Below are 18,740 nucleotides of genomic sequence, written 5' to 3'. Positions count from 1 at the left end.
CTCCCATGCCCCGGACACTGGTGCGCTGTGTGTCCCGGGGGTGCCCCGAGTCGAACAGGAGGCCCGATCGTTCGAAGAACAGTCGCGCCCCCGGGGAGGTTGTCTCGATTCCTTCGAGCGCATGTGCTCGACCGCTCCGGGGAACCCATCCGTATCGATCATCCAGCCGCGCGGCTCCCTTCGGGGCCCTGGGCGCTTTGGCTCGAAGTGATCGCTTCCGCAGCCATCGGACGGCCTGTCCGGCATCGCAAGATCTCTGCCGTCGACCCACCGGGTTCGCTGACGGTGACCTGCACTCCACCCGGGGTGTACGTCCCGCTACTCCCCGCCGCCAGCGCAGCCACTGCCGCTGTGGCCTGCGGCGATGCGCGGACAGTGCCCCATGTGCTCCCATCCGCCACACCTGTGGGGCAGCTGGGGTTCGCCGTCTTCGCCCCATCCGTCCCCTCGCACTCACCCGACCGGCGCCCGCTGAGAGGTCGTCTTGCCGACGTACGGTCACCGGACGCATCCTGGAGTGGGGCGACGGTCAGGGGACAGCATGGCCGAAGACAGAACCGGGACCACCGGCACCGACGACAAACGTCAGGACACACGACAGCGAGCACATGCCGACTCCATGACGGAAGCGGACTTTGCGGGCGTGCGGGCCACCGAATACGGCTACCTCGATGAAACGAGCCATGTCTACCTCGACTACACGGGCTCCGGGCTGCCGGCCCGCCGTCAACTGCGCATCCAAGCGAACCGACTCACCCGAGGCGTGTACGGCAACCCGCACTCCGACAGTCCCGCATCCGCCAGCACCACCGCACTCGTCGAGGAGGCGAGACGCAGGGTGCTCGACTTCGTCGACGCCGACCCCTCCCAGTACACCGCCATCTTCACGGCCAATGCGACCGCAGCCTGTCGACTCGTCGGCGAGGGCTATCCCTTCCACCCCCGTCACGCCCGACTCCTCCTCACACTCGACAACCACAACTCGGTCAACGGACTGAGGGAGTTCGCCCGAACACGCGGCGCCCACACCACCTACGTCCCCCTCACCGGACCGGAGCTACGCGTCCCGGACGCGGCCATCAGCCGCGCCCTGCGTCCCCGCCGCGGCGGGCGCGGACTGTTCGCCTTTCCCGCCCAGAGCAACTTCAGCGGCGTACAGCATCCACTGGAGTGGATACCGTACGCGCAGCAACACGGCTGGCACGTGCTGCTCGACGCCGCCGCCTTCGCCCCCACCAACCGGCTGCGACTCAGTCGCTGGCCCGCCGACTTCACCGTACTGAGCTGGTACAAGGTCTTCGGCTACCCCACCGGGGTGGGCTGTCTCATCGCGCGGAAGTCCGCGCTTGGCCTGCTGCGCCGCCCCTGGTTCTCGGGCGGCACGATCCAGGTGGTCAGTGCCCAGGGACAGTGGCACCGCCTCGCCGAAGGAGAAGCCGCCTTCGAGGACGGCAGCGTCGACTTCCACGCGATACCCGAGATCAGCACCGGCATCGACTGGGTGGAGTCCATCGGCATCGACGCCGTCCACGACCACGTCGCCCGGCTCACCGCACGCCTCCTGTCGGGGCTGCTCGCCCTGCGTCACGGGGACGGCAGTCCTCTGGTTCGGCTCTATGGGCCGCGGACAGTCCATCGCCGGGGCGGCACCCTGGCCCTCAACGTGCTCGACTCCGACGGCACGGTCGTTGACGAGCGCATCGTCGCCCGGGACAGTGCCCGCGCCGGGATCTCCCTGCGCACCGGCTGCTTCTGTAATCCGGGGGCCGGAGAAGCCGCCTTCGACATCGGCTTCAAAGCGCTCCAACGCACTGGCCGGCACCGTGAGAACACCACGATCGACGAGTACCTCACCCGTCTGGGGCTGCCATCGGGCGGAGCGATCCGGGTGTCCCTGGGACTGCCGTCGCAGCCGTCGGACGTCGATGCGCTGCTTCGCTTCCTCCTGCACACCTACCGGGATCGCGTCCCCTCCCCGGAGGGCCTCGCCCCCCGACTGACCTGCTGACGGCGGCTCACGACGGGCCGGCGGACGGTGGGGCACCGACGGTTCAGCAACCAACCCGCCACCCAGATGAAGAGGACCGAGAACCCGATGAGGACAAGCCACCTGGTCCAGGGCTCATGAGCGAAGCTGTCGCCGTACGAAGCGAGCAGCGGGCGGCCCAGGGGCGAACCCCCCCGAGCCCACAGCCCCTCAAGGTCAGCGCCGGAACCCAGTGCCTCGAACGCCCAGCGGTTGGTCATCGCCACACTGATCCACTGACCGGCCGTCGCCATGAGCGGAACCGGTACGAAAGCACCCGAGAACAGCACCTGGGGGAAGCAGAGCAGCGGGAGCATGAGGGCGGCCTGGCCCGGGTCCGCGACCGATGCGGAGGTCAGCAGGCCCAGGGCGAGCCCAGCGGCCGACGCCAGGGCGCTGGTCAGGAAGAGCGAACCGTACACGTCCATGCCGGCGTCAGGCAGTCGGTCCCCGGCCCGTAGGACGAGGAGCAGAAGGGCGTCCGCAAGCGCCAGGACCGGCAACAGCAGGGTGACCTTGGACGCCAGATAGGGGCCGAGGCGCAAGGTGGTCAGCCGCTCGCGGCGGACCACGCCCAACTCCCCGCAGATTTGCAGCAGACCGTAGGCGAGACCGAAGAAGAAGGCGCCGAACGCGATCCAGAACAGGACCATCGCCGTCGACGATGGACTCGGTCGGTCGGGATCGAAGACCCCCGGGCGGAACAACAGCGCGAACATCGCCACGATCATCAGGGGGGAACCCACCATGATCGCCGCGGACAGCCGGTCCCGCACCAGGAGTTCACCACCGCGTCGGGTCAACAACCACCACTGCCCGACCGCGCCCGGTCCCGAAGACGGTGATCGAGCGACGGACTCCTCGATCACCGGCGACGGTAGGGCCGCGGGCGGTGGTGGAGTCCCTGGTGCGACGGGTCGGGTGTGCTGGTCGGGGTCGAGGTCGGCGGAGCCGGGAGCCGCAACCACGGTTGCCGCGGGCGCGGCCCCGAGTTCCTTCGATTCCGTGGCTCCCACCGCCTCGACCGATGTCTGCGGCGCTTGCTGCGCGGAGCCGTTGGCAGCAGAGGCGCCGACTGCACCGGAGGGTTCGGCGACCGCCGCGTACACCGCGGTGAAGTCATGTGCGTCGAAGCGCCGCAGCACCTCGTCCGGCGTACCGGACCCGGCGAACTCGCCGTCCGGGGTCAGGAAGACCACCTGGTGGCAGCGGGCGAGGTCGGCGGGGGAGTGGGTGGTCAGCACCACGGTGACCCCGGAGGACGCCAGCGCGGCCAGTGTGTCCATCAACCGTTCCCCGGTCGCCGGGTCGAGGCCGGAGGTCGGTTCGTCCAGGAAGAGGACGCGCGGACGGGTCAGCAGTTCGACCGCGATGCCTGCCCGCTTCCGTTCCCCTCCGCTGAGCGTTCCGACGCTCTGCTCGGCGCGTTCGGCGAGCCCCAACTCCTGCAACACGCCCTCGACACTGTCGGCGGCGGCACCACGCAACCGCGCCGCGTACTCCAGGCTGCGCCGCAGGCCCAAGCCGCGGTGCACGATGTCCTCCTGCGGCACAAAGCCGGAGGGCACCGCGGCCTGCGCGGGTGTTCGGTCGTCGTGGTGGACCGTGCCGGTCGAGGGGAGGCGTAATCCGGCGAGCAGTTCCAGCAGGAGTGATTTGCCCGCGCCACTGCCGCCCGCGATCGCCGTGAGTTGTCCCGGCGTGATGTCGAGACTCACTCCGTGGAGTGCCTCTCTACCGCCCCGCACCCGCAGCCCTGCGTCGGCCATGTGGATGTGCGTTCCGCCCGGTGTTCGTCCGGTCCGTGCCATCAGTCATCTCCAGCCACCCGGTGCGCCGCCACCCCAGGACGCGGGACAGCGCCGTACGACGTCACAGCACTGCCCAGACGGCGTACCGGGCACACCTGTGCTCCGTTCCCCACTGCCGGTCGGCGCGGTTCGTCATCACGGCGGTGCCGATGGTTCTGGACGGCTGCTCGTCGGCAACTCTCCTCCTCCTGACGGCCGGTGGGCGGCGCTCCCCGCTTGCCCAGGTGCGGCGGCGCTACCGCCACGAACTGCACAGACAGGTCGTGGAGATGCCTCATCCCTCGATCCGGTCCGACCCGAAAGAGTGGTGGTGACGGCCACCCGAAACCACGGACAGTCACTCGCAGGGGGACGTTCGACACTTTTCCCTGCGGTGATCGACGAAGTGGTGCCCCGGCACCCGACCCTCGCGGTGCAGGCACAGGATGCCGAGTTCGGGCTGCGGACGACTCGACCACGGCACAGGTCAGATGCGTGATCCCCAAACCCTCACGAAAATTGGTCCGGACCAATTATGGTGTGCGTGCCCCGGGAACACTTCCGCTCCCGCGGCCCCAGGAGGTTTCGGTGCTCGCTCGTCGTTCCCTGCTGCTGGGGGCCGGAGGCGCGGCCGTTGCGGCTGCCCTGCCCGGCACCGCCCACGCCGCCCCGCCCCTGACCGGAGGCCCCCTGCCGCTGCCCCGCCCCTCGGGCGGACTGGCCGTGGCCACCCGTTCCTTCCCCTTGGTCGACCAGACCCGCACCGACCCGCTGGCCCCCCGCCCCGGTCCCCGCGAGTTGATGGTTCAGCTCTGGTTCCCCCACGCACCCACCGGAGCCGCCGAAACCGCGTACCTCCACCCGAGGGTCGCCCAGGTGCTGGAGACCGGCTGGGGCGCACCGGCCGGAGCGTTGGCCCGCGTTCGCACCGGAGCGAGCGCCGGGCGCAGGGCACCACGTCTGCCCACCTTGATCCTCCTCAGCCATGGACGCGGTTCCGTCCGCGCCCTGACCACGTCCCTCGCCGTCGAACTCGCCTCGCACGGGCATCTGGTGGCGGCGGTCGACCACACCCACGACGCCGCGGTCGTCGCCTTCCCCGACGGGCGTCTGATCCTCGGCGGGCTCCCCGCCAACCCGGACGACTGGGACGCCCAGGATCGTCTGGAGATCGCCGTGCGAGCCGCGGACCTCCGCTTCGTCGCGGACCGGCTGACCGAACGCCATGTGCTGCCGCCCCGCATCGGACTGCTGGGACACTCCATGGGCGGGCCTGCGGCTGCGGAGGCGATGCGCCAGGACCGACGATTCATCGCCGGCCTCAACCTCGACGGCGGGCTGTTCGGCACCACGGTCCCCGACGTCGGACTGGACCGGCCCTATCTGCTCCTCAGCTCCAGCGCGGACCATGAGAGCTGGGGACGGTGGAGAGCCGCGCACCACGGCTGGGGACGCCATCTCCACCTGGCCGACGGCGGACATCTGACCGCCACCGATCTGCCCTCCTACGCCGAGGCCATCGGCCTGCGCACGGTGTGGCAGGCGGCGGACTGGCAGGGTGCGTTCGGCACCCTCCCGGCCGTCCGGGGGTCCGAGATCACCCGCGCGTACACGGTCGCGTTCTTCGGCCGCTTCCTCGCCCGTCGTCCTGCTCCGCTCCTGAGCGCGCCCTCACGACGGTTCCCCGAGATCGAGTTCCGTTGGAGCCGCGGCAACTGATCTGACGGCCACTCTGCGCCGGGGCGGACTCACACCGCCCCGGCCGCAGCAGGCGAGCCTCTACCGCACGGGCCGGGCACGTGAGGACGAGCCGCAGTCCGGATGGGTACTTCGGCGGGCTGCTAGGGTGAATTTCGTACCGCACCTCATGGCGGCCTTCCCAGTCCATTCCACGGAGGCTCTGTCATGCCCGCTTCGTTGCACGTGCGTACCTTTCATCGCGAAGATCGCGATCAGCTCACCACCCTGGTCAATGTGCACGCCGCCGCCATCATCCCGGGCGCCGTCGCCTCGGTGAACACCGTCCTCAGCAGCTTGGAACGCTGCCCCGATGAGATCGTCACCGATCCCTGGGTCACCGAGCGCACCACCCTCGTGGTGGAGGGCGCCGGGCGGATCGTGGCCGCCGCACATCTGCTGCGCTACGGCAGCGATCCGGATGTCGGCGAGGACTACCGGGACACCGGCCACCTCGGCTGGTTCCTGCACCACATCGATGCCGGCGAGCAGTCCATGTCCGAGCAGGCCGCCGATCTCCTGATGGCTGCCTGTCTCGCCCGGTTCAACCGGTGGGGCGTGAGGTCGCGGCACGCGGACGGCCTGCTTCCCGTTCCGGGCGTCTACGGTGTGCCGGATCAGTGGCCCCATGTGCGCGCCGCGCTGGAACGGGCGGGCTTCGTGCACGGCGGCCAGACCGAGGTCCTCCTTCTCGCACGGGTCGCCGACCTGCCCGCGCCGGGGCCCGCGCCACTGGCCGGGTTGACCATCCGCCGGACGCTCGGTGCCTGGGGAACGCGGCTCGGCGCGGTGCTGGACGCGCGGGAGATCGCGTTCATCGAGTTGGACACCACGCTGGACCGCCCGGAACGACACGCCCGCTCCCTGGGCATGGCGGATGTCTCCGACCTCGGATTGCCGGATGATCCGCATCCTGGTCTGCTGCCCTGGCTCCTGGGCCAGGCAGGTCAGTGGCTGACACTGTGCGGCGCCGATCGTCTCCTCGCCTATGCCACGCCGGACGAGGAGGGCGAGATCGAGGAGTTGTTGCGGTACGGCTTCGGCGAGCTCACCCGCACCGCACGGGGCTGGGACCACCGACCCGGCTAGGACGTCGCACGCCCGGCCCCTCCCCGGACCGGTGCGCATCGCTGCCGGGGTGGGAAGGGCCGGGGCTCACCGCATGACGGATGCGCTCACGGACGGCTGTCCCACCACCCACGTGGGTGGTGGGACAGCGGCTAGCTCAAGGGTTGTGGAACTTCACCTCGGGGTTGGCGTCGGTGGGGCCCTTGAGGAGCGGCTGGGGCCGACCCCGTAGGTGCTGGTCGAAGAAGGCAGCCACATAGGTGCGGGTGAGCTTGACGGTGCGTTTGGCGGGCAGGGCCGTCTGGGGCAGACCGAAGTGTTCTGCGATGAGGGGGCTGTCCGAGAACGACATGTGGTCCGAACCGGCGAAGGTGAGCCAGCGCTTCCAGCCGTCCAGCTTGGGCCACATTTCCGTCCAGGTGCGGTCCCCGCCGTCGGGATCGTGCATCCCGTCGTCCGCGCCGACCATCATGAAGGGCCGACCTCGGAGCCCTTCCGGTGGGAGCGGCTCCCAGAACGCCCCGTCCATGTTGATGCCGGCGTCCACCCTGCTGTCGGCGACCATGGCGGTGGCGGCGCTCGCACCTCCGATGGAATGGCCGACCATGCCGATGTGGTCGCTGTCGATGATCTCGGCGTTGCGCCATACGGGTGCCGGGCCGACCAGCGCATCGAGGAGGTACGACACATCCTTGGCCCGGGTCGAGGTGACCACGCTGCCCGACGTACCTCCCTCCAGCGCCGTGCACGCGACACAGGTCAGCATCCGGTTGCCCGGGACGGCGATGCCGTAGGACTCGTACGCGTGGTCGACGGAGGCCGCGACGTAGCCGCGACTGGCGAGGTCTTCCGCCAGCGCTGTCTGGGTGTACCGGGAGACGGTGAATCCGGGGGAGAGGACCACCAGGGGGAACTGCCCCGGCGCGGGGCGTGCGCCGACCCGGCTGTGGGTCCGCATGCCGCTGAGCTTCTCCGGTGGCACGAGCCCGCCGAGTTGGCTGCCCTCCACCAGCAGCCTCGCTTCCTCCGCGGTGGCGTAGCGGGCGTGGCGGCCGTCGCCTGCGCGGGCGGCGGGGTAGTGGAGGGTGACCATCAACTCGCGGCCCTCGGCGTTGGGCACCCAAGGGTCCGGGCGGGACTGGTCCACGAGGTGGAAGGTGGTGCTGGCGACCGCGTACTTCCCGGTCGGGCGGGGAAGTCGCGGGAAGTCGGCAACGGATGCCGGGGCGCTGCGGGAGACGGTGTCCTGAGTGCCCGTCGCGGCGTTCGCGCTGCCGGCGATGGCGAGGGGTGCGGCGAGTGACAATGCGAGGGTGACGGCCGTGGCCGTCCGGGTGAGTTTGACCATGCCAACGACGCTAGATCGTTCGAGGGTTGAAGGCATCAGACTCTGGTAGCTATTGAGCATTTTCGATCTCCACCCGGGGGCGTGCGCTGGTGTGGTGAGTGTGCGGAGTTCCCGGGTCGTCCCGGATGGTGTGCATCCGGTGTGGTTCGGGCCTTCGATCGGTTGTCGGACATCCGCCCTGGACGTTGTGCGATGACCGTCGTGGCGTTGCGGTGTGTGGGGATGACGAAGGCCCCCGGTGGCGACAAGGTCAGGGATTGCGCCGCCGGGGGCCTTCGGGTTCTACGGGGTCAGGAGCTGGTCATCCGGTCAGCAGGGACCGAGATCCGTCCAGACTCCCCATTCGCCGGTGGTTCCGGGCTCATCGCCCTTCGTCCACCACTTCGACTTCCAGTTCTTCGACTTGTGCGACACGGTCGTGCCGCCCGCGTACTCGGTGCCTGCGCTCCACGGAGGCGCGCTGCAGGTGCCGCCGGTTCCAGCGGTGGTGCCGCTGGTCGTACCGGAAGTGGTACCGCTCGTGGTGCCGGAGGTGGTGCCGGAAGTGGTACCGCTGGTCGTTCCGGCAGTCGTGCCACTGGTCGTGCCCGAGGTGGTTCCACTGGTCGTGCCGGACGTCGTACCACCGGTGGTGTTGCCACCGGGCTCGACCACGGTGGTGCCGCGGGCCAGGTCGCTGGCGATCGCGTACGTCTTGGTGCCGATCTTCACCGTCCAGTTGGACGGGGTGGACACCGGCATGTAGTACACGAAGTCGAGCTGGACCGAGGCGCCAGGGGCGACCGTCTGCCACGCCGGCAGCTTCAGGGAGACCCGGTTGAAGTCACCCTTCAGACCACCGATGTTGTTGCCGGTGTGGTCGCTCTTGATGATGGTGGCACCGAAGCCGGACTGGTCCTTGGCGTTCGCCGGAGCCGAGGTTCCGTAGTCGAACTGGAACTCGGTACCGCCGGGCAGGGCCGTCTTGGTGTTGTTGGTGATCGTCAGCTTGGGGCTGATCGGGTAGTTGCTGTCACCGAGGGCGAACTGACCGAAGTCGACGTCGACGTTGACTGCCTCGGTGGGCAGGGCGGTGTTGGACTTCTTGGCGCCGTAGGGGGCCGCCGCCTTGAACTTCTCGTACATCAGAGTGGTGAGGGTCTCACCGGGCTCGTACTGACCCTTGGTCGCGTTCCAGGCGTAGTCGCCCGCCAGCTCCCAGATCATCGTGCCGCCGATGCCCTTGTTCACCACGTAGTCGGCCTTGGTGGTGATGGACTGCTCGTCCTCGGTGGAGAGGAAGACCTTCTTCTGCGCGTTCCACAGCCACGGCGCGACCAGGGTCGAGTCGTACTTGCGGGCGTAGGTGCCGGTCAGCGTGGTGTTCGCCGGGAAGCCGTACTTGGGGAGGTAGTCGCCGACGACGCCCTTCTCCAGGTTCTTGGCGTGCCACATCGGGTTGGAGCCGGCGGGCGATTCCTTGCCCGCGGTGTCCTTCTCGCTCCACAGGTTGTCGATGCCGACCGCACCGTCACCGCACTTGGTCAGGTTCGACCCGGCAGGACAGGTGGTGGCAGCGGCCTTGCCCCACAGACCGTCCGTACCGCCCTGGACGTTCTTGAAGCCGCGGGTGTAGTACGGGAGTCCCACGTTGATGCGGCCTGCGGGCATCGAGCCGCGGAAGTAGTGGTACGCCCAGTCCGTGTTGAGGTACCCGATTCCGCCGTACTGCGAGGTGCCGTAGACGTTCGCTCCGGCGAGCTCGCTGTCCTTGCCGTCGTCGTACAGCGCGGCGTTGGGACCGACGTGCTCGTTCCAGGCACCGTGCAGGTCGTAGGACATGATGTTGACGTAGTCCAGGTACTTCTGCACCTGGAAGGTCTCCATGCCCCGCAGGAGGTATCCCGACGAAGGGGCCGCCACGGTCAGCATGTAGTGCTTGCCGTCGGCCGCGCCGGCGCGGTCCAGCTTCTCGCGCAGGGTCTTCATCAGCACGGAGTAGCTCTTGGCGAGGCCCGCACGACGGCCGTTGGCCAGGGTGTGGTCGGCGGGGTGGCCCGCGTCCTTCATCGACGTCGGGTACTCGTAGTCGACGTCGACGCCGTTGAAGCCGTACTTCTTGATGAAGTCGACGGCCGAGTCGGCGAAGGTGTTGATGCCCGCCGTGTTCACCGAACCGTCGGCGTTGGTGGTCATCGAGTAGAAGCCGCCGGAGTTGATCCGGGTGTCACCCTGGAGGATGCCTCCGGTCTCGGCCCAGCCGCCGACCGAAACCAGCGTCTTCACATGCGGGTTGACCTTCTTGTACTTGTTCAGAAGGTTGAAGTGGCCCTTGTAGGCGTAGCCCGGGTCCATTTCGGCACCGGTGACGCCCGGCCAGGTCATCCCGGTCGAGGGGTTGTCCGGCCCGTCCGCGCCGACCGACAGCTTGTTGGTCTGGTCGACGTGCGCGAACGCGTAGTTGATGTGGGTGATCTTCTTCCACGGGATGTCCGAGACGAGGTAGGCGGGTGCGCCGTCCTTGCCCGTACGCCAGTTGGTGAAGTATCCGATGATGCGGCGCTGGTGGTCCGTACCCATCTTCTCGCGCCCGTCGGCGTCGTAGATGGAGCAGTACGGGACATCGACGCCCGGGGTCGAGTAGAGGCCGTCGGGACGACACGCCTCCTGGGAGGCGGCCTCCGAGACGCCAGGGGAGAGCGAGGTGGCCACCAGCGCGGCGGCGGCAGCGCCGACGGCGAGCAGCGATGCTCTCTTACGGGTGAGGGACAGCACGGTCGGTCCTCCTGGTGGGGGGCCCGCCGCCCGTGTGGGGCGCGGGGGTGAATCGGCCTCGCTCAAAATGCGTGGGGGTCATGCGTGTTGGGTCTGGACGTGCGCACGTCGAGAACCAAATCCGCTGAGGTGAGCAGAGATTAAAAGGACTAGACCAGCCCGTCAATAGGTCTGGACCTTTTAGGTACTTCTGTGTGCTGGCATCCCCCCGGGGTGCGCCTGAATCGCACTCCGCGGGCATGCCGACGCACAGCTGACAACGAGTCTCACCCGGGGGGTGCCCGTGATGTCGGCGAAGGAGAGGGTTCTCATCGATCCCATCGCAGCGGAGGCACCTCGCCGGTGCGCGAAGATGGGTGCGGAGACTGCGTCCTGCCCTCGCGCATCCAGCCGGCGCTGGCCTGGGCACCGCGTTCCAGCTGGACGTTTCTCCATGATCCACGATCGAGGAAAAGGAAAGGCCCTTCTCTATGTCCGCCGCTGACACCCCGTCGCCGCAGATGCCCGCCGATCTTCACAGCGTGATTCAGGTTCGAGGAGCACGTGAGAACAATCTACGCAATGTCGACATCGACCTTCCCAAGCGCCGTCTCACCGTCTTCACCGGAGTGTCCGGGTCCGGCAAGTCGAGCCTGGTCTTCGGGACCATCGCCGCCGAGTCCCAGCGGCTGATCAACGAGACCTACACCGCATTCATCCAGTCGTTCATGCCGAGCCTCGGTCGGCCGGACGTCGACGGCCTGCACAACCTCAGTGCGGCGATCGTGGTCGACCAGGAGCGGATGGGTGCCAACTCGCGCTCCACCGTGGGCACCGCAACCGACGCCTACACCATGCTGCGCATCGTCTACAGCCGTCTGGGCACCCCCCACATCGGCACGTCAGGAGCCTTCAGCTTCAATCTGCCCGAAGGGATGTGCGCCCGATGTGAGGGCCTCGGCGAGATATCACAGATCGATGTCGACCAGCTGGTCGACCGTGCGAAGTCCCTGAACGAGGGCGCGATCACCATCCCCGGCCATGCCGTGGACTCCTGGCCCTGGTCCATCACCGCCGGCTCCGGCTTCTTCGACCCCGACAAGAAGCTGCACGAGTTCACCGACCAGGAATGGGCTGACCTCCTCCACAAGGAGCCCGTCAAGGTCAAGGTCGGATCCAACAACTTCACCTACGAAGGGCTCGCCGCCAAGCTCCAGCGCACATGGCTCGTCAAGGACCGCGAGGCGCTCCAGCCCCACATCCGCACCTTCGTCGACCGCGCTGTGGTCTTCACCCGCTGCCCCGAGTGCGAGGGCACGCGACTCAGCCAGGCCGCCCTCTCCTCGACGATCGACGGGGTGAACATCGCCGATTGCTCCTCGATGCAGATCAGCGATCTCGCCGACTTCATCCGCACCATCGAGGACCCCTCGGTCGCCCCGCTGCTGGCCGGACTGCGTCACCTCCTGGACTCCCTCACCGAAATCGGCCTCGGCTACCTCAGCCTGGACCGACCCGCCTCCACCCTCTCCGGTGGCGAGGCCCAGCGGGTGAAGATGGTCCGACACCTGGGCTCCAGCCTCACCGATGTGACCTACGTCTTCGACGAACCCACCATCGGACTGCACCCGCACGACATCCAACGCATGAACGACCTGCTCCTCCTCCTGCGGGACAAGGGCAACACCGTCCTCGTCGTGGAGCACAAGCCCGAGGTCATCGCGATCGCCGACCATGTGGTGGACCTCGGACCGGGTGCCGGGGAAGGGGGCGGCGAGATCTGCTTCAGCGGGGACGTGGCCGGGCTGCGCGCCTCCGACACACTGACCGGGCGCCATCTGGAACATCGAACCAGGCTGCGCGAGAACGTCCGCACACCGCGCGGACAGATCTCCATCAAGGGGGCGGACCGACACAACCTCCAGGACGTCAGCGTCGACCTCCCACTCGGGGTGCTCACTGTCGTCACCGGTGTCGCCGGATCAGGGAAGAGCTCCCTGATCCATGGCTACCTCGCGGACCGAGAGGGGGTCGTCGTCGCCGATCAATCCCCGATCCGGGGCTCGCGGCGCTCGAACCCCGCCACCTACACGGGTCTGCTCAACCCCATCCGCACCGCGTTCGCCAAGGCCAACGGCGTCAAGGCCGCCCTCTTCAGCGCCAACTCCGAAGGGGCCTGCCCCCACTGCAACGGCTTGGGACTCGTCTACACCGATCTCGCCATGATGGCCGGAGTCGCCTCGGTCTGCGAGAAGTGCGAGGGCAAGCGGTTCACCCCCCAGGTGCTCACCTACCAACTGCGGGGGAAGAACATCAGCGAGGTCCTCGGGCTGTCGATCGCCGAGGCGTACGCATTCTTCCCGTCCGGCCAGGCCCACACCATCCTCGGGCGACTCAACGACGTCGGCCTCGGTTACCTCCGACTCGGCCAGCCGCTGAACACCCTGTCCGGAGGTGAAAGGCAGCGGATCAAGCTGGCGATCCACATGGCGGAGAAGTCCTCGACCTACATCCTCGACGAGCCGACCACCGGCCTCCACATGGCCGACGTGGACAAGCTGCTCGCCCTGCTCGACCGATTGGTCGACGAGGGCAACACGGTCGTGGTGATCGAGCACCACCAGGCGGTCATGGCCCACGCCGACTGGCTGGTGGACCTCGGCCCCGGTGGCGGCCACGACGGAGGGCGCGTGGTGTTCACCGGTACTCCCACCGAACTCGTCACCTCGTCCGACACCCTGACGGCGCAACACCTCCGACGGTACGTGGGTCGCTAGGTGCAGTGGCGTGGGCACACCCGCCCGGTGTGCCCACGCAGACGGAGAAGCACTCGCCCATCTGTGCTGTCCGTGTTCCGGGGAGGGCGAAGGCCGATCGGTGCCGGCCGCCGACCGGACGGGGAGGTGGGCACCGATCGGCCCCTGGTGGTCTGGGTGGATTGCCCCCTGCCCCGTGGGCCGCCGGTGCGCCAGGATGGTTCCGGTCCGTACGGCCGGCATCCGGTCGCGGTCGACGGGGGAGCGATGGACGCTGAGTTGGTTGTGGCAGTGGTCGGCACGGTGGGCACCCTCCTGGGGCTCGGTGTCGCCTGGAGACAGTTACGCGCCCATGGGCGGGCACAGCCGCCCGACCCCGCCCCGAACGTGCCCGAACCGTACGGCTCGTCCGTTCACCCGCCCTCCCTGCCGCCGCGCCCGGTGCGGGGGCGAGACGAACTCCTCGGCACCCTGAGGAAGCGGGTGCGCCGCCCGCGCGGTGGAATCCTGGTCCTCACCGGACCCGGGGGTGTCGGCAAGTCGACCGTGGCCACAGCCCTGGCCGAGTGGGCCCGCCAGGACCGGCACCGCGGGAGGGAACGGTCGGTGTGGTGGGTGTCCGCCGGCGACCCGGACTCGCTCGCGGCCGGTCTGGTCTCCGTCGCCCGTCGGGCAGGTGCCCAGCGGGCCGATCTGGAAGCGCTGGCTGCCGGATCGACGGACGCTGCCGACCGCTTCTGGGATGTGCTCCGCCGAGCTCCGGCCGGCTGGCTGCTCGTTCTGGACGAGGCCGACGACCCCCACGTGCTCACCCGACCCGGCTGGCTCCGCCCCGTCCAAAACGGCCTGATCGTGGTGACGACCAGACACACGGGAGCGGACGCCTGGGGCGGGAACGCCACCCTGCTGCCGGTACCCCTGCTCGATGAGAAGGCCGGCGCCCTGGTGCTCACCGACCTGGCTCCGGGAGCGGGTGAGACGGGCGCCGCCCGGGAGCTCGCCCGCCGCCTCGGCGGATTTCCGCTGACCCTCACCCTGGCGGGGACCCACCTCGGCTCCGGTGTCGCCCGCAGGGCCACCTTCACCGCGTTCCGGTCCCTCCTCGACACTCCGCTGACCCATGGCTGGCCCGGGGATCCGGGACCCGCTGAGGCCCCCCGCGCAACGGTGACACTCACCTGGGAGATCTCCCTGGACGCCCTCGACCGCCAGGGCGTCCCCGAGGCGCGCACCTTGCTGCGCCTGCTGTCGTGCTACCTGCCCGGTGCACCAGTCCCTCGGGAGGTGATCGACACCGGCGTGCCCGCCCTGGCGGCCCTCGCCGGAGCAGAGCCCGCTGTGGAGCGGGCTCTGCGCGGACTGGTCGATGTGGGGCTGCTGGCCGCTGACCAGGAACCGGACGGCGGCGCCGGACTGACCGTCCATCCGGTGGTGGCCGACATCAGCAGGCTTCACCTCGGCCCGCTCCGAAACCCCGGCGACGACCCCGAGGGAGCGGGCGACGGCCGGATACCCGCTGCCGCTGCGGAGTTGCTCATCGCCGCCATCGGCAGGTTGCGGATGGACCAGCCCGCGGACTGGCACCACTACCGGCGGCTCGCTCCCCACCTGGGCGCCCTCCACCGGACCGCCGCGGGTCGGCTGGACCCACCGCTGTTGGCGGCGCTCGCAGACGCCACCGCCGATGCCGCCCGCGCCGCTGACCGGGACGGCGCCCACCGGTCGGCCGCCCGGCTGTGTCTGACCGGCCTGGAGCACTCGACGCCCTTGGGCCCTGACCATCCCGCCGTGCTCGCCCTGCAACACCAGCGTGCCTGGCAGATCTGCTTCCAGGGCGATGGGCCGGAGGCCGAGACCCTCTACCGTCAGGTGTACGCGGCCCGTCGACGGGTGCTGGGAGAGGCGCACCCGGACACCCTGGCCAGTCGTCATGAACTCGCCTGGATCGCTGCCTGCCAGGGGCGTTGGGCGGAGGCCGAAGACGCCTACCGCCAGGTGCTGGCGGCCCGGGAGACGGTGTGCGGCCATGACGCGCCCGACACCCTGACCACCGCCCACGAACTCGCCTGGGCCATGGCCAACCAGGGCCGCTACACCGAGGCGGCCACCGCGCTCGGCCGGATTCACGAGGACCGTCGGCGGGTACTCGGCGTGGACCATCCGCAGACCCTGGCCTCCCGCCATGAGCTGGCCTGGGTGCGCGGGATGGATGGCGGTCGCGCCGAGGCCGAGGCCCTCTACCGAGAGGTTCTCCGCGCCCGTCGGCAGGTTCTGGGCGAGAGCCACCCGGAGACGCTGACCACTCGGCACGAGCTCGCCTGGACACTCGCAGCCTTGGGCAGGATCGCCGAGGCCGAGCGGATCTCACGGAGCGTGCTCGCCTTGCGCCGACGGGTGCTCGGCGAGGAGCATCCCGACACCGTCGCCACCCTGAGAGCCCTCGAAACCTTGCGGCGCGGTGAGCCCTTCGAAGCGCGCCATGTCGTCTGAACCCGTTGTGACGGCGGGATTGAACGGAGGAGTAGGTGTGATGATCACTGCGGAGCATCTCGGAACGGCCGTGGACGAGTTGGGTCTCTCCGGGTTGCCGGTGCTGGTCCACGCTGCCCTACGGTCGTTCGGAGTGCCGCTCGACGGGGGCGCGGACACCCTGGTCGACGCTCTCGTCGGCAGGGGCTGCACCATCCTCGTACCGGCCTTCACCGAAACGCACTTCGGCGTGGCCCCACCGCCTTCACCCTCGATGCGCCCGGCCCGCAACGGAGTGGACTACTCCCGGCCGTCGCTCCGCGACTCGCTGCCGGCGCCCGCCGTCTACAGTCCCGACTGTGGACTGGTCAATCCCCGTCTCGGCGCCTTCCCGGCGGTGGTCCTCGCCCGAGCCGATGTGCACCGGGGCCGACATCCGTTGAATTCGTTCGCCGCCGTCGGACCGGATGCCGCGGCCCTCGTCCGCGCACAGGGCCCGGACGATGTGTACGCTCCGCTGCGGGCGTTGGCCGAACGGGACGGGCGGAGCCTGCTCATCGGCGTCGGGCTGAACCGGATGACCGTGCTCCACCTCGCCGAGCAGCAGTCCGGACGCCGGCTGTTCCGACGCTGGGCCCGGGCCGGGGACGGCCGTACCACCCTGGTGGAGGTGGGGTCCTGCTCGGAGGGGTTTCCCCGGTTGGCCCCCTGGCTCAGCCCCAGTGCGCGAACGACGACCGTGGGCGCCGCCCGCTGGGACGCCCACCCGGTGCGCGAGACACTGGCCGCGGCGACTGCCGCGCTGGTCGCCGACCCGGAGCTGACCCGTTGCTCGGCCCGTTGCCGGTCGTGCCAGGACGCCATAGCGGGCGGACCACTCGACTGACTCGATGCCCAACGCCACTGAGGGACGAGCGTCCCACTCGGCTCTCACGGTGTCCCCTTCAAGTCCACGACGTGAGTCCGGCCGCGGAGCCGCCGTGGCACCGATAGTTTGTCCGTGGTGACTTCGATGGACATGCAGGGCTTCGTGACGATGACCGACGCGGCTCGGGTGCGCTGGATGGCGCTGGGGGATACGAGTTCGCAGCCGGCCGTAGTTCTGCTGCATGGTGGTCCGGGCCTGCCGGACTACCTGGGCGATGTCGCTCCCATGGTCGCGGACCTCGCACCCGTGTACCGCTACGACCAGCGTGGGACCGGCGGATCCCCGTGGCCGGGCACCCATACCCTGGCCCGGCACGTCGATGACCTCGCCGAGCTCCTCGACGCATGGGGGGTGCCCAGGGCCATGGTGATCGGGCACTCCTACGGCGCTGATCTCGCGAGCCGATTCTGCCTGGCGCATCCCGATCGGGTCGTGGCGACGCTGCTGATGTGTGGACCGTTCGTCGGCGACTGGCGAACCGAGTACCGAGCCGAGCGCAGCCGCCGTATGTCCACGGCGCAGCAGGAGCGGCTGCGCGACCTGGAGGAGCTTCCGCACCGCACGGAGGAACAGGAGGTCGAGCTGCTCACGCTGGCCTGGTTCACCGACCACTCGGATCCTCGGCGCGGGGAGCGCTGGGCAGCCCGCGGCGCTCGGCTGCGTCGCCCGGTCAACTGGACCATGAACGGCGTACTCGGTGCAGAAGAGCGCGCGGATCCGCTCGATGAGCACCTCGCCGAGCTGACTGCCCGCCTGCCCGCGCGGTCGGGGATCCTCGGCGGGGCCGACGATCCCCGTCCCCTGTCGGCGCTCCGTTCACTCGCGCTCCGACTCGAACTGCCCCTGACCAGCATCGAGGGCGCGGGGCACGAGCCCTGGCTGGAGCAGCCCGAAGCCGTGCGGATGCACCTGCGGCGATTTGTGCAAGGCGCCCTGGAGGCGTAGGACTTCAACGGGCCGCTGGCCGCTCTTGCTCTGGTGAACAGGGCACTGGTGTCCAGAGTCCACGCCAGCAGGAAGAGGGGGGAGAGCAGCAGTCCCATCGCCGCCAGGGCTTGGAGCACGATCGCGATGATCAGCCGGCCGCGGACGGGAGCGAGCAGTTCGGCCGGCCCGGTCAGTGCGGGCGCGGAGGATCCGACGGCAGGCTCCTGCCGTCCGGGTACGGGAGCCGAGCAGCGCTCACGCCGGGTCGGGCCGTCCCGCGCCGGCCATGAAACGCCACACCAGACCGTGCCCCATCAGCACCAGAAGACTCAGCAGGATCGCCTCCGCCTGGATGGGCCGCAGTCCGAGCGGATCGGCCACGTCGGGCGCCACCCCCACCACCGCGATCAGCAGATAGAGCAGACACGCCACCACCTGTGGGGCGGCCAGCGAACGAACGCTCCGATCGCTGGTGGTGCGGCCCAACAGCCTTACGGTGGACGCACAGCCGATGACGGCGAGCACCACGAAGCTGGTCCGCCAGATCTCCGGCGTCTCCACCCCGCCCACCTGGGCGAACAGTCCCATCAGCGCGGGCAGGAGGAAGGACAGATAGATCCCGCCCACCACCCGGCGCAGGGCATCGGACCGAAGCCAGTCGGGATGGTTCTGCACGACGTTCCACCAGAGCCCCACCAGCGTGAAACAGGTCGCTGAGAACAGCGCGTAGAACGTACTGACGTCCATCGGGTCTCCCGCCCAGGATCTGCGGCCCGGACCGGGGCCGCGGGGTTGCTCTTCGCCGTGCCGCCCGCCCGTACCTCCGTCGACCGGGTCCACGTCCATGTCCACATCCGTGTCCGTGTCCGTGTCCGGGTCCGGGTCCGGGTCCGTGTTCGTATCCGTGTCTAGGGGAGCGGGCGTCCGTCGGGCCGAGGTTCCCAGTCGAGGCCGCCGT

The 18,740-nt window shown here is 69.3% G+C and carries 11 protein-coding genes; 7 read left to right on the top strand and 4 right to left on the bottom strand.

All coding sequences use genetic code 11. The features are described 5' to 3' along the window. Positions 1-619: 619 nt before the first annotated feature. Complete coding sequence (locus ACFXJL_RS19085) at positions 620-2,008, top strand: aminotransferase class V-fold PLP-dependent enzyme (RefSeq protein ID WP_384641604.1); 1,389 nt, start codon at positions 620-622, stop codon at positions 2,006-2,008. On the opposite strand, the gene ACFXJL_RS19080 is transcribed toward ACFXJL_RS19085, so the two are convergent. After that, positions 1,954-3,837, bottom strand: a complete 1,884-nt coding sequence (locus ACFXJL_RS19080; protein ID WP_384693862.1) for an ATP-binding cassette domain-containing protein — start codon at positions 3,835-3,837, stop codon at positions 1,954-1,956. The genes ACFXJL_RS19085 and ACFXJL_RS19080 overlap by 55 nt on opposite strands. Positions 3,838-4,404: 567 nt before the next feature. Here ACFXJL_RS19080 and ACFXJL_RS19075 point away from each other — a divergent pair. Beyond that, positions 4,405-5,535, top strand: a complete 1,131-nt coding sequence (locus ACFXJL_RS19075) for an alpha/beta hydrolase (RefSeq protein WP_384693859.1) — start codon at positions 4,405-4,407, stop codon at positions 5,533-5,535. Between the two features lie 186 nt (positions 5,536-5,721). Then, positions 5,722-6,642, top strand: a complete 921-nt coding sequence (locus ACFXJL_RS19070) for an N-acetyltransferase (RefSeq protein ID WP_384693856.1) — start codon at positions 5,722-5,724, stop codon at positions 6,640-6,642. Positions 6,643-6,778: 136 nt separating this feature from the next. On the opposite strand, the gene ACFXJL_RS19065 is transcribed toward ACFXJL_RS19070, so the two are convergent. Next, the gene (locus ACFXJL_RS19065) at positions 6,779-7,969 is read right to left on the bottom strand and encodes an alpha/beta hydrolase (protein WP_358879776.1); all 1,191 of its coding nucleotides are present in this window, start codon (positions 7,967-7,969) and stop codon (positions 6,779-6,781) included. A 309-nt stretch (positions 7,970-8,278) separates the two neighbouring features. Continuing rightward, on the bottom strand, positions 8,279-10,723 hold the full coding sequence (locus tag ACFXJL_RS19060) for a chitinase C-terminal domain-containing protein (protein WP_358879777.1): 2,445 nt from the start codon (positions 10,721-10,723) through the stop codon (positions 8,279-8,281). Positions 10,724-11,193: 470 nt separating this feature from the next. Between ACFXJL_RS19060 and ACFXJL_RS19055 the strand changes: the two genes are divergently transcribed. The 4 genes from ACFXJL_RS19055 (at position 11,194) to ACFXJL_RS19040 (ending at position 17,800) form a co-directional block, all read left to right on the top strand. Continuing rightward, positions 11,194-13,479, top strand: coding sequence for an ATP-binding cassette domain-containing protein (locus ACFXJL_RS19055; protein ID WP_384693852.1), 2,286 nt, complete (start codon positions 11,194-11,196; stop codon positions 13,477-13,479). Positions 13,480-13,725: 246 nt separating this feature from the next. Next, complete coding sequence (locus ACFXJL_RS19050) at positions 13,726-15,948, top strand: tetratricopeptide repeat protein (protein WP_384693849.1); 2,223 nt, start codon at positions 13,726-13,728, stop codon at positions 15,946-15,948. A 40-nt stretch (positions 15,949-15,988) separates the two neighbouring features. After that, positions 15,989-16,813 carry an AAC(3) family N-acetyltransferase gene (locus ACFXJL_RS19045; RefSeq protein ID WP_384693847.1) on the top strand — a complete coding sequence of 275 codons (825 nt, stop codon included), beginning with the start codon at positions 15,989-15,991 and terminating at the stop codon, positions 16,811-16,813. Positions 16,814-16,927: 114 nt separating this feature from the next. After that, a complete protein-coding gene (locus tag ACFXJL_RS19040; RefSeq protein WP_384693844.1) occupies positions 16,928-17,800 on the top strand; it encodes an alpha/beta fold hydrolase in 873 nt (290 codons plus the stop codon). A gap of 237 nt (positions 17,801-18,037) precedes the next feature. Here the strand turns inward: ACFXJL_RS19040 and ACFXJL_RS19035 are convergent, their stop codons facing one another. Beyond that, positions 18,038-18,529, bottom strand: a complete 492-nt coding sequence (locus ACFXJL_RS19035; RefSeq protein WP_358879781.1) for a hypothetical protein — start codon at positions 18,527-18,529, stop codon at positions 18,038-18,040. Positions 18,530-18,740: the final 211 nt, after the last annotated feature.

The sequence above is a fragment of the Streptomyces sp. NPDC059256 genome (assembly GCF_042753785.1).
In the GTDB taxonomy this organism is placed as follows: Bacteria; Actinomycetota; Actinomycetes; order Streptomycetales; family Streptomycetaceae; genus Streptomyces.
This window is presented reverse-complemented; position numbering and strand designations above follow the sequence as displayed.